Source organism: Sphingobium sp. GW456-12-10-14-TSB1 (assembly GCF_059424385.1).
Genome location: NZ_JBWKZI010000001.1, coordinates 2,360,326 through 2,372,613 on the forward strand (window position 1 = coordinate 2,360,326; position 12,288 = coordinate 2,372,613).

General features: G+C 63.3%; 12 protein-coding genes and 1 tRNA gene. All 13 read left to right on the forward strand.

The window, feature by feature from the left end:
- Positions 1–57: 57 nt before the first annotated feature.
- The 13 genes from AC07X9_RS11550 to AC07X9_RS11610 all read left to right on the forward strand — a co-directional run bounded on the left by AC07X9_RS11550 (position 58) and on the right by AC07X9_RS11610 (position 12,044).
- On the forward strand, positions 58–2,016 hold the full coding sequence (locus AC07X9_RS11550; protein WP_017181114.1) for an alpha/beta hydrolase family protein: 1,959 nt from the start codon (positions 58–60) through the stop codon (positions 2,014–2,016).
- A gap of 113 nt (positions 2,017–2,129) precedes the next feature.
- Positions 2,130–2,810, forward strand: coding sequence for a DUF2490 domain-containing protein (locus AC07X9_RS11555; protein WP_017181115.1), 681 nt, complete (start codon positions 2,130–2,132; stop codon positions 2,808–2,810).
- A gap of 251 nt (positions 2,811–3,061) precedes the next feature.
- A complete protein-coding gene (locus AC07X9_RS11560) occupies positions 3,062–4,186 on the forward strand; it encodes an 8-amino-7-oxononanoate synthase (protein WP_017181116.1) in 1,125 nt (374 codons plus the stop codon).
- Positions 4,183–4,815: a dethiobiotin synthase gene (gene bioD, locus AC07X9_RS11565; protein WP_017181117.1), complete on the forward strand. Its 633-nt coding sequence runs from the start codon at positions 4,183–4,185 to the stop codon at positions 4,813–4,815. The genes AC07X9_RS11560 and bioD overlap by 4 nt, the downstream gene beginning before the upstream one ends.
- A gap of 101 nt (positions 4,816–4,916) precedes the next feature.
- Positions 4,917–6,965: a M13 family metallopeptidase gene (locus AC07X9_RS11570; RefSeq protein WP_017181118.1), complete on the forward strand. Its 2,049-nt coding sequence runs from the start codon at positions 4,917–4,919 to the stop codon at positions 6,963–6,965.
- 52 nt (positions 6,966–7,017) lie between these two features.
- Positions 7,018–8,301 carry an adenosylmethionine--8-amino-7-oxononanoate transaminase gene (locus AC07X9_RS11575; protein WP_017181119.1) on the forward strand — a complete coding sequence of 428 codons (1,284 nt, stop codon included), beginning with the start codon at positions 7,018–7,020 and terminating at the stop codon, positions 8,299–8,301.
- A 63-nt stretch (positions 8,302–8,364) separates the two neighbouring features.
- Complete coding sequence (infA, locus tag AC07X9_RS11580; RefSeq protein WP_003049127.1) at positions 8,365–8,583, forward strand: translation initiation factor IF-1; 219 nt, start codon at positions 8,365–8,367, stop codon at positions 8,581–8,583.
- A 20-nt stretch (positions 8,584–8,603) separates the two neighbouring features.
- Positions 8,604–9,176 (forward strand): Maf family protein, encoded by a 573-nt coding sequence (locus AC07X9_RS11585; RefSeq protein WP_017181120.1) that lies wholly within the window; start codon positions 8,604–8,606, stop codon positions 9,174–9,176.
- Positions 9,177–9,184: 8 nt separating this feature from the next.
- On the forward strand, positions 9,185–10,174 hold the full coding sequence (locus AC07X9_RS11590; protein ID WP_017181121.1) for a hypothetical protein: 990 nt from the start codon (positions 9,185–9,187) through the stop codon (positions 10,172–10,174).
- Entirely contained in the window at positions 10,164–10,358 is a 195-nt protein-coding gene (locus tag AC07X9_RS11595; RefSeq protein WP_017181122.1) for a DNA gyrase inhibitor YacG, read from the forward strand. Before AC07X9_RS11590 ends, AC07X9_RS11595 begins: the two co-directional genes overlap by 11 nt.
- Before the next feature lie 48 nt (positions 10,359–10,406).
- A tRNA-Phe gene (locus AC07X9_RS11600) sits at positions 10,407–10,482 on the forward strand.
- A 118-nt stretch (positions 10,483–10,600) separates the two neighbouring features.
- On the forward strand, positions 10,601–11,272 hold the full coding sequence (locus AC07X9_RS11605; RefSeq protein WP_017181123.1) for a peptidylprolyl isomerase: 672 nt from the start codon (positions 10,601–10,603) through the stop codon (positions 11,270–11,272).
- 34 nt (positions 11,273–11,306) lie between these two features.
- A complete protein-coding gene (locus AC07X9_RS11610; RefSeq protein ID WP_017181124.1) occupies positions 11,307–12,044 on the forward strand; it encodes a DUF72 domain-containing protein in 738 nt (245 codons plus the stop codon).
- Positions 12,045–12,288: the final 244 nt, after the last annotated feature.

The following is a 12,288-nucleotide window of genomic DNA, read 5'->3' on the forward strand; positions in this document are numbered from 1 at the left end:
AAGCGCCAACCCCGCCCTATTTCCCAGGGCGGGGTTGGTCGTTTCGGGGGCATAGGAATGAAAGCGTTTTTCACATGGCTGGCGAGCAGCGCCCTGCCTTTCGCGGCGCTGGCGCAGACCGACGCCACCGTTGCTCCGGCGCAGACCGACGCACCGGCCTACACGCTTAAGGATTTCGCGGCGCTGCCGCTCATGGATGCGCCGGCCCTGTCGCCCAACGGCCTGCATATCGCCAGCCGCGTGGCGGTGAACGGCGAACAGCGACTCGTCATCGCGGACGTTCATGAAGGGGCCGACCGTATCCGCTCGATAGGCTTGAGCGACAACGACCTCAACTGGTGGCAATGGGTCAATGACGACTGGCTGATTGCTGGCGTGGGCGCTGAAAGCAATGTGCAGGGGACGCCCTGGTATATCAGCCGCGTCGTCAGCATAAAACGTGACGGCAGCAAGGTGATCCTGCTGGCGAAAAAGGACGCTGCGCAAAATGCCGACGATGTCATCTGGATGGCGCGCGACGGCACGCCGCGCATCATGCTCTCATACCAGACATCCATTTTTTACAACGAGCCGGGTTTCTGGCCAAGGGTCGATGAAATTGACGTCAGCACCGGACGGATGCACAGCGTCGTCGCCCCGAAAACGTTCGTGCGCAGCTGGTTTGCCGACGCAGCCGGCACGGTTCGCATGGGCGTGGGCTATAGTGATGCGACGCGAACGGCGAAACTTGTCTATCGACCGGACGGGAAAGCATCGTTCCGGACGATCGATCGCGCCGATCGCCGCCGTGGCGAATCCCTTGTCTCGCCACTGCTTTTTACCGCAGATCCGAACAAGGCGATTGCAGAGGATGATCGCGAGGGCACCGATGCCCTCTACGAACTGGACCTGACCACGCTGGAGTTGGGGAAGAAGATTTTTTCCGCGCCGGGTTTCGACATAGGCAGCATATCGACCGACAGCAGCGGAATGGCGCTGGCCGGTGTGGCCTACACCGCAAACGGGCCGTCGGTTCATTGGTTCGACGCCACTCTCGCCAAGATTCAGGCGGATCTGGACAAGGCGGTTCCCGATCGGCGCGCGCGTATCATATCGCTCAGCCGCGACCGGCAAAGGATGATCGTCCATGTCGGCTCGGCCGATCAGCCGGGCGCCTATTATTATTATGATACCAATGCAGGCGCGATGAGCCTGTTGTCCAAGGTCAGTGGCCGGTTCAGCACGAAAACCCATCTCGGCCCGGTCAAGACCATCCACTACAAGGCGCGCGACGGGCTGGACATCGCCGCCGTCCTGACCCTGCCGGTCGGATCGGCGGCAAAGGATCTGCCGCTCATCCTGATGCCTCATGGCGGCCCGTTCGCCCGTGACAGCGAAGATTGGGACTGGTGGGTGCAGTTCCTCGCCTGGCGCGGTTATGCCGTGCTGCAACCCAATTATCGCGGGTCATCGGGCTATGGCACCGCCTTTGCGGAAAAGGGCGAAGGGCAATGGGGTCTTGCCATGCAGGACGACCTGAACGATGCGGTCGACTGGGCGGTCAAGCAAGGCATTGCCGATCCCAAACGCGTCTGCATGGTGGGCGCTTCCTATGGCGGTTATGCCGCCATGCGCGCGGCCCAGCGCGATCCGGCGAAATATCGCTGCGCCGTCTCTTATGCCGGGGTATCGGATCTGGCGGCAATGATGCGCTATGATCGTCGCTTCCTCAACCATAGCACGCGCCAGGACTGGCTGAAGGAACAGGCTCCCGATTTCGCGTCGGTCTCGCCAGTCCATTTTGCCAGCCAGTTTGCCACGCCCATCCTGCTGATGCACGGCAAGAAGGACCGGCGCGTTCAGGTCAATCAGTCCCGCGAAATGGCCGAAAAGCTCAAGGCCGCAGGCAAGGTCGAGGGGCGCGACTATATCTATGTCGAACAGCCGCTGGCCGATCATCATTTTTCCCGCGAAGCGGACCGGCTGGAGTTTCTCGAACAGATGGACGCCTTTTTGAAAGCCCATAACCCGGCGTGACAGCCTCGTCTGGCAACATTGTGTCACAAAAACGCAATTTTTCAGTCACTCTACTGTAACGCAACGGTCATAGAGGCGCCGCACCGCCACGCAGGCGGTGGAGACGATGACCCATGCGCCTGTCCCTTATGCTTTTGCCCCTGCTTGCCGCACTGGCACTGCCCAATGCCGCCCGCGCCAGCGAGGATGAACAATTATGGACCACCGCCAATGCGACGGTGAAGCTGGGCGACAAATGGCGCCTGTCGCAGGAAGTTGTCCTGCGCTTCAGTGACGACCGCAAGGGGCTGTATGAAGTCGAATCCAATACGCTGGTCGGTTACAGGATCGGCAAGCAGGTCACGCTATGGGCGGGCTATACCCATGATCCGCAATATGCAGGGGGCGACTTCACCGTCATGGAGCATCGCGGCCGCCAGCAGATCACCGCCGACAATATCCTGAAAATCGGTCGCGGCAGGCTCAGCGCACGGATGCGGATGGAGGAGCGCTGGCGCGACGGCGTCGATGGCACGGCCTATCGCCTGCGTCCCTATGTGAAGTTCGTGCTGCCGTTTCAGGACGGCAAAAAGACCGCGCTGGTGCTCAGCCATGAAAGCTTCTTCGATCTCAACAAGACCAATTTCCAGCGGGTCCAGGGCGAAGAACGGATGCGCAACCTGATCGCCATCACCACGCCGCTCGCCAAAAATGTGAATATGGAAATCGGCTATCTCCACCAGCACGGCTTCCGCCCCTCGGCCGACGACAGCAATGACCATGTCGCGTCTGTGTCGCTGGGGTTCAGCTTCTAGGCGATGATTCTGGGCAAGGCGCCCAACCTCCGTTTCACGGCGACATCAGCCTGCCTTGACGATCGGCGTTGAAGGGTCGCCCTGTCCTACACCACCCCCTTCTGCTACAGTTCCGCCCGTCCCGCTCTTTCCCATCGTCCGTCCCACCCCCGCCGCCGCGTCGGGGGCCGCTCAAGGTTTCGCCTGAAATTTGCATATATGAATATGGGCGAAGTTTGCGAAGTTCCGCCCCCGCGCCTATAGCCCCGGCCATGACCGCCGAACCCTTTGCCAGACAGCTGGTCGCGCTCGAATCGCGTGGCCGGTTGCGCCGTCTGATCCCCCGGACGGGCCGCGATTTCGCTTCCAACGACTATCTCGGCCTGTCGGGCGATCCGATCATTGCAGGCGCTGTTGCCGACGCGATCGGGCGCGGCGTGCCGGTCGGGTCCGGCGGATCGCGACTGCTGCGCGGCAATGCCCCCGAACATGAAGGGCTGGAGGCGAAGGCCGCCGATTTCTTCCGCACCCAGGCCACCCTGTTCGTCGCCAATGGCTATGTCGCCAATCTGGCCCTGTTCGCCACCCTGCCCCAGCGCGGCGACCTGATCGTTGCCGATGAACTGATCCACGCCAGCGCCCATGACGGCATCCGCATGAGCAAGGCGACCGCCGTGTTCGCCCGCCATAATGACGTGCAGAGCTTTGCCGACCTGATCGCCGCCTTCCGCGCAGAAGGGGGCAAGGGGCGCATCTGGATCGCGGTTGAAACGCTCTACTCCATGGATGGCGACATCGCCCCGCTCGCCGATCTCGCCAAATTGGCGGCCAGGCATCACGGCATGCTGATCCTGGACGAAGCCCATGGCACCGGCGTATTCGGTCCGGGCGGGCGCGGCCTGTCTGCCGGGCTCGACGGGCTGCACAATGTCATCACCCTGCACACCTGCGGCAAGGCGATGGGCGTTGAGGGCGCGCTGATCTGCGGCCAGCGCATCCATATCGACTATCTCATCAACCGCGCCCGCGCCTTCATCTTCTCCACCGCGCCATCGCCGCTGATGACGGTCGCCGTGTCCGCGGCATTGGACCGGATCGAGGAAGCGGACGACCTGCGCGACCGGCTGGCGACGTTGCGGCAGGACGCGGCCGAATCGATCTGCGGCCCGCTCGGCCTGCCTACCCCGCGCAGCCAGATCGTGCCGGTCATATTGGGCGACGACGCCCGCACGATGGCCGCCGCCGCCGCTCTGCAGGAAGCCGGCTTCGACGTGCGCGGCATCCGCCCGCCCACCGTCCCGCCCGGCACCAGCCGTCTGCGCATCTCGCTGACGCTCAACGTCAGCCGCGCCGACATCGCCGCGCTGGGCCGCGAATTGCAAAGGATCGTGCGATGAGCATCCATGTCGTCACCGGCACCGACACCGGCATCGGCAAGACCGTGTTCGCCGCTGGCCTGGCGGCGGCGCTGGGCGCACATTACTGGAAACCGATCCAGGCCGGCGTGGAACCCGACGGCGACAAGGAGGAGGTTGCCCGCCTGTCCGGCCTGCCCGCCAGCCATATCCTGCCCGAAGCCTATCGCCTCAACACCCCCGCCTCCCCCCATCTCGCCGCCCGGATCGACGGGGTGGAAATCTCGCTCGACCGCCTCGCCCTGCCGCAGGTCGATGGCCCGCTGGTCATAGAGGGCGCTGGCGGCGTGCTGGTGCCGGTCAACGAACAACTGCTGATGGCCGATCTGTTCGCCCATTGGGGTCAGCCCGTCATCCTGTGCGCCCGCACCGCGCTCGGCACGATCAACCACAGCCTGCTCAGCATCGAAGCGCTCCGCGCCCGCAACGTGCCGATCGCGGGCATCGCCTTCATCGGCGAACCGCATGAGGAAAATGAACGGATCATCCCGCAATTGGGCAATGTCCGCAGCCTTGGCCGCCTGCCCTTGCTCGATCCGCTGAACCCCGCCACGCTGGCCGCCGCGTTCGCCAGCCACATCCGGCTTTCCGATCCTTTCAACGGCCGATAATATTCGACCAACGACATGGACAGGACTGTTGGACAGGCGTTCAACGTCCCGTCATGCCGGGCGCGCTACGTTGCGCCTACTGCCAAGCAAGGGATGCTTTGATGAAACACCTTTTCCTGCGCGCCGCCGCCTCCGCGCTGGCGCTGACCGCCGCTATCGCGCACGCGCAACAGCCTGCCCCCTCGACCGCGACCCCCGCCCCCGCCACCGCCAAGCCGACTTATGGCAGCTACGGCTTCGACGCCGCAGGCATGGACCGGTCGGTCAAGCCCGGCGATGATTTCTACCTCCATGCCAACGGCACATGGGCGAAGAACACCCCCATTCCCGCCGACAAATCCAACTATGGCGCGTTCAACACGCTGGACGAACTGTCGCGCGCCCGCACCCGCGCGATCCTGGAAACGGCCAAGGACGATCCCGACAGCAAGATCGGCGCGGCCTATGCCAGCTATCTGGACACCGCCGCGGTAGAGGCGAAGGGGCTGGCCCCGATCAAGCCCTGGCTGGGCGAAATCAAGGGCGTGAAGGACAAGGCCGGCTACGCCCTTGTCGCCGCCAAGGCCGCCCGCGCGGGGATCAGCGGCCCGTTCCGCTTCTATGTCGGGCAGGACGATAAAGACCCCGAAACCTATATCCTCTCCATGAGCCAGGGCGGCCTCGGCCTTCCCGACCGCGACTTTTATCTGGATGAAAAGCCGGAAATGGCCAAGATCCGCGCCGCCTATGTCGCGCATCTGGAGAATATGCTGACACTGGCGGGCGAAAGCGACGCCAAGGCGCGCGCCGCCGCGCTAATGGCGTTCGAAACAGAGATCGCCAAGGTTCACTGGACCCAGATCGACAGCCGCGACGCGGACAAGACCTATAACAAGCTGACGCTGGCTGCGCTGCAAAAGGCCGCACCCGGCTTTGACTTTGCCGCCTATTTCAAGGCCAACGGCCTGACCCCGACCGAACTGCTCGTCGCCCAGCCGTCCGCCATTACTGGCGAGGCCGCGCTGATCGCCAAGGCGCCGATCGGCGTTTTGAAGGACGCGCTGCTGCTGCGCAGCCTGCACGCCTATGCCGACAAGCTGCCCGACAGCATCGCCAATGCCGACTTCGCCTTTTACGGCACTACCCTGTCCGGCACGCCGGAACGTGAGGCGCGCTGGAAGCGGGGCGTCGATTTCCTCAAGGATTCGCTCGGCGAAGAAGTCGGCAAAGTCTATGTCGCGCAATATTTCCCGCCCGAAACCAAGGCGGCGATGGACGTCCTGGTCAAAAATGTGCTCGCCGCCATGGGCCGCCGCATCGACGGCCTGCCATGGATGAGCGACACCGCCAAGGCGCGCGCACACAAGAAGCTGGCCGCCTTCACCCCCAAGATCGGCTATCCCGACAAGTGGCGCGATTATACGGGCCTGACCATCCAGCGTGACGATCTGCTGGGCAATGCGATGCGCGCCAACCAGTTTGATTTCGACTATAATATCGGCAAGCTGGGCAAGCCCATCTATCGCTGGGAATGGGGCATGACCCCGATGGAGATCAACGCCTACGCCAATTTCGGCATGGTCGAGATCGTCTTCCCCGCCGCCATCCTGCAACCGCCCTTCTTTGATCCCCACGCCGATCCGGCAGTCAATTATGGCGGCATCGGCGCGGTGATCGGCCATGAATTGAGCCATCATTTCGACGATCAGGGCGCGAAATATGACGAGACCGGCAAGCTCAACCAGTGGTGGACCGAAGCCGATGTCGCCAAGTTCAAGGGGCTGACCGACAAGCTGGTCAAGCAATATGACGCCTATGAGCCCTTCCCCGGCGTGCATGTGAAGGGCGCGTTCACGCTGGGCGAAAATATCGGCGATCTGGGTGGCCTCGCGGTCGCACTCGACGCCTATCATGCTTCGCTGGGCGGCAAGCCGGCCCCGGTGATTGACGGCATGACCGGCGACCAGCGCTTCTTTCTGGGCTGGGCGCAGGTATGGCGGCGCAACTATCGGGAGGCGAACCTGCGCCAGCGACTGGTGACCGATCCCCACGCCCCGTCCCAGTATCGCGCCGACATCGTGCGCAATTTCGACGCTTGGTATGACGCCTTCAAGCCGGCACCCGACGGCAAGCTGAGCCTGAAGCCGGAAGATCGGGTGAAGATCTGGTAAGGGCCGCACGGGGGATGGTCATGGGCAAGGGCTTGGCCTAAAGCCGCGCCATATGACCTCCCCCGTCTGGCACCCCTTCACCCAGCATGGCCTGAACGAGCCGATTCCGCGTGTTGTGCGCGCCGAAGGGGCGTTGCTGCATCTGGCCGATGGCAGCGCGCTGATCGACGCGATTTCGAGCTGGTGGGTAACGACCCATGGCCATTGCCATCCGCGCATCGCCGCCGCCATCGCACAGCAGGCAGGGCAACTCGATCAGCTGATTTTTGCCGGTTACACCCATGAACCGGCCGAAACAGTCGCCCGCGGATTGATAGAGATTGCTCCACGATCGCCCGATAGCGACCCGCTGGCTTACGTCTTTTTTTCCGACAGCGGCTCAACGGCGGTCGAAGTCGCGCTCAAGATGGCGCTGGGCTATTGGCACAATCTGGCGCTCGATGGACAGGCGCAGGCGCGCAGCCGCATCCTGGTGCTGGAACATGGCTATCATGGCGACACGATCGGCACGATGTCGGTGGGCGAACGCGGTGTTTATAATGCCGCCTGGACGCCTCTTTTGTTCGATGTCGGCACCATTCCCTTCCCTGCCCCTGGCAAGGAGCAGGCCAGCCTCGACGCGCTGGAAGCGGCCTGCCGCGACAAGCCAGCGGCCTTCATCGTCGAGCCGCTGATCCTGGGTGCGGGCGGAATGCTGCTCTATCCGCCGCATGTGCTGCGCGACATGGCCGCCATCTGTCGTCGCCACGAAGTCCTGTTCATCGCTGACGAAGTCATGACCGGCTGGGGCCGCACCGGCACGCTGTTCGCCTGCGAACAGGCGGGAGTAGCGCCGGACATCATGGCGGTGGCGAAGGGCATAACCGGCGGCGCGATCCCGCTCGCCGCGACACTGGCGACGGCCCGCATTTTCGAGGCACACAGATCGACCGATCGCGCCCGGCTCTTCTACCATTCGTCCAGCTACACCGCCAACGCCATCGCCTGCGCCGCTGCCGTGGCAAATCTGGCCATCTGGCGCGAAGAGGATGTGCGTGGCCGACTCGCCGCGCTGGCCGATGGCATCACGACGCGGCTCGCTTCCTTGGCGCAGCATCCCGCCTTCGCCAATCCGCGCCAGCTGGGTACGATCGCGGCGATCGACATCGTCACACCGGATGCGGGCTATCTGTCGGACCTCGCGCCGCGGCTTCGCGCCTTCTTCCTGCAACATGGCCTCTTGCTGCGGCCATTGGGCAACACCATCTATCTGATGCCGCCCTATTGTATCGACGAACAGCAGCTGGATCGCATCTTTGCCGCACTCGTCGCAGCAGGCGATCATTTCAGCGCATGAAGCCGCCTTTCATTTTGCATGAATTGGCGCTATGGCGACGCGATTTTTTGAATTCGGGATATTATGGCCAAAGAAGAACTGCTTGAAATGCGCGGACAGGTTGTGGAGCTTCTCCCCAACGCCATGTTCCGCGTCCGGCTTGAGAATGATCATGAGATCCTCGGCCATACCGCTGGTAAAATGCGCAAGAACCGCATCCGCGTCCTCGTGGGGGACGAGGTGCTGGTCGAACTCACGCCCTACGACCTGACCAAGGGTCGGATCACCTACCGCTTCAAATAAGCCAACGGGTGTCAGGCCCGATGCGGCTCATTCTTGCTTCCGCTTCCCCCCGGCGCCTGGCGCTGCTGGGGCAGATCGGCGTTGCGCCCGATGAGGTAGACCCCGCCGATTGCGACGAAACGCCGCGCAAGGCGGAATTGCCGACCGTCTATGCCGCACGGGTTGCCGCGGACAAGGCAGCGATTGTCGCGGCGCGGCATCCGGGCGCGTTGATCCTGTCTGGCGACACGGTCGTTGCCGCCGGTCGGCGCATATTGCCCAAGGCGGAAACGGCAGAGGAGGCGCGCGCCTGCCTCACCTTGCTGTCCGGGCGGCGACATCGCGTGCTCAGCGCGATCACGCTGATCGACACAACGGGGCACGCACGGCATCGCCTGTCGACCAATATCGTTACCTTCAAGTCGCTGGAACGCAGCGAGATCGACCGCTATATTGCCAGCGAAGAATGGCGGGGCAAGGCAGGCGGCTACGCCATACAGGGTCGCGCTGCTGGCCTGATCCGCGCAATTCAGGGCAGCCACAGCGCGATCATGGGCCTGCCGCTTTACGAAACCCGTACGCTGTTGAAGGCGGCGGGCTATGCTCTCGATTAGGAATAGACATGGCCGAATGGCTTTATGAAGAAGGCATTGGCGAATTCCGTGCCGCGCTGGTGGAAAATGGTCGCCTGGTCGAGGCGCTGATCGAGCGGGAAACTGGTGGCGTGCGCGCAGGTGCGGTAGCGCAAGGGCGCCTGACCCAGACGCTTATTCCCAAAAAGCGCGGCATTGTCCGGCTGACAAGCCAGGAAGAGGTGCTGATCGAACCAATGCCGCCGCGCACGTCGGAAGGGTCGACCGTGCTGGTCGAAATATTGCGCGAGGCGATCCCTGAAGAAGGCCGCCCCAAGCGCGCCAAGGGCCGGATCGCTCAACCAGGCAGCAAGCCGCATGCCGGGCCAAGCCTGCTGCAACGGCTGCGCGCCACCGGCGTCCCCGTCGTCCCCTGCCCCGCGCATGAGGAGGACCGGCTGGAAGCGGTCGGCTGGACCGAATTGATGGAAGAGGCGATCAGTGGAGATGTCGGCACGGAAGCCGCCGCGCTGCGTCTTTACGTTACGCCAGCCATGCTGCTGATCGACGTTGACGGGTCGCTGCCACCTGCGCAGCTTGGTCCCAAGGGCGCAAAGATCGCGGCGCAGACGATTCGCCGCATGGGACTTTCCGGGTCGATCGGCATCGACCTGCCAACCATGAACAACAAGGATGAGCGGATGATCGCCGCGGCGCAGATCGACAAATATCTGCCGCTGCCATTCGAGCGCACGGCGGTTAACGGATTTGGCTTCCTCCAGATCATCCGCAAGCGCGAGCGGGCCAACCTTATCGAACTGCTGCGCGCCGATCCGGTCGAGACGGCGGCACTGGCGCTGCTGCGCCGGGCGGAGCGGCACGGCAATGGCGGCGCAGTGACACTGACCGCTGCTCCTGCGATCATCGACCTGCTCCATCGCAAGAGTGACTGGATCGAGCAATTGGCCAAGCGGCGCGGCGGTGCGATCACCCCGACGGCGGACGCGACGCTGGCGTTGGGAGCGGGCCATGCCGCCTAAAGCCGCCGCCTGCCCGGTCTGCCGTCAGCCCGTAAAGCCCGAAACCCGCCCGTTTTGCAGCCCCGCCTGCCGCGACCGCGACCTGCTGCAATGGCTGGGCGAAGGCTATCGCGTGCCGGGGCCAGCGGCAGACGAAGGGATGCAAAAAAGCAGCGATTATGGGCTAGACAGCGACGCAGATTGACGACTATAGGCACGCTTCCATCGGGCGGAGCCATCCGCAGTTGGCCGTGCCTGGATAGCTCAGTTGGTAGAGCAAGCGATTGAAAATCGCTGTGTCGGCGGTTCGAATCCGTCTCCGGGCACCATTTTTTCCTCATCTTCATCACGCCAACCGCAGCCAATATGGCAGTGGGCGATTGCGCTGACCATGCGGCGGCTTTAGCCTTGGGCTTGCCCCCTCCTGCCGCGAGTGTTTGTCTGTCGATGCGTCTGTTTGCCCGTTGTCTTGCCATTCTGTCGGTCCTGCTTTCGTCCAGCTTTGCCAGTGCGGCGCCTACAAACCGAGCGACGCCCGGCTATATCCGGGTGGCGATCGAGACGTCGGTGGGGACGATCACCGTGGCACTCGATACGAAGCGCGCGCCGCAGACGTCGGCCAACTTCCTGACCTATGTGGATGACGGACGGTTCGACGGCGTGACCTTCTATCGTGCGGCGCGGCGCAAGAGCGATCCGAAACAAGGACTGATCCAGGGCGGGATCGATATGGACGTGCGGCGATCGCTGCCGCCGGTGGTGCATGAGCCGACCAGCCAGACCGGGATTCGCCACCTGGACGCCACCTTGTCCATGGCGCGGCCCAATCGGACCAATTCGGCGATGGGCAATTTCTTCATCACCATTGGCGCGACCCCCACGATGGATGCGCGCGAAGGGTCTATCGGCTATGCCGCGTTCGGCCATGTCGTCGGCGGGATGGACGTGGTCAAAAAGATACTGGCGGTGCCGACCTGTTGCGGAACCGGACCGATGCGGGGGCAGATGATCATAAAGCCCGTCAAAATCCTGCGAGCGCGGCGGATCGACGGGAAGCCGAAACCGACGCGCGGGGTCAAGCCGTGGCTGATCGGGTTGAAAAGGCCGACAGTGAGATAGACATAGGTAGCGCAATTTTGAGCGGGAGGTCGGGATGGCGGGACGGATCAGGATCGGCATTGGCGGCTGGGTGTTCGAGCCGTGGCGCGGGACTTTCTATCCCGTCGGGCTGCGGCAGAAGGATGAACTGGCCTATGTCGGGCAACATCTGACCGCGACCGAGATTAACGCGACCTATTACAGCACGCAGAAACCGGCGACTTTCGCGGGTTGGGCGAAGGCGGTCCCGGACGGCTTCCAGTTCGCGGTCAAGGCTTCGCGCTATTGCACCAACAGGCGGGTGCTGGCGGAAGCGGGCGAATCGGTTGGCAAATTTGTCGGGCAAGGCATAGCCGAACTGGGCGACCGGCTGGGTCCGATCTTGTGGCAGTTCATGCCGACCAAGGCGTTCGATCCCGACGATTTCGGCGCGTTCCTGAAGCTGCTGCCCGCCAGCGTCGATGGCGTGCCGCTGCGCCACGCGCTGGAGGTGCGGCACGCCAGTTTCGACGATCCGGCCTTTCTGGCAATGGCGCGGGACGCGGGAGCGGCGATCGTGCTGGCGGATCATGAGACCTATCCGGCGATCCGGGGTGCCGATGTCGGCTTTTCCTACACGCGGCTGATGCAGACATTGGAGGGCGAAAGCACGGGCTATAGCGCGGCGGCGCTGACGGACTGGGCGGAACGGCTGCGGGCGCAGGCCGCGGCAGGCGATGCCTTTGCCTTCTTCATCAGTGGCGCGAAGGTGCGCAATCCCGCGGCAGCGCTGGCGCTGAGTGCGGCCATATAGTCACAGTCTGTTGCATTTGTTGCAATCGAAATGCCGTGCTTTGCGATTGTTACAAAATCTTGACGGGCGCATAGGCCCGGTCCGCCCATATGGGGCGGCAATGAACGATCATATTGGAGTTATATATGCGACAGGCTTTTCAGGGCGCTGCGCTGGTGGTTGCGGTTGGCGTGCAGATGCTGACCTTCTATTCGGTGCTTTACGCCTGAGCGCTATCCGCGCTCTTCTATATCCCCAATCATCG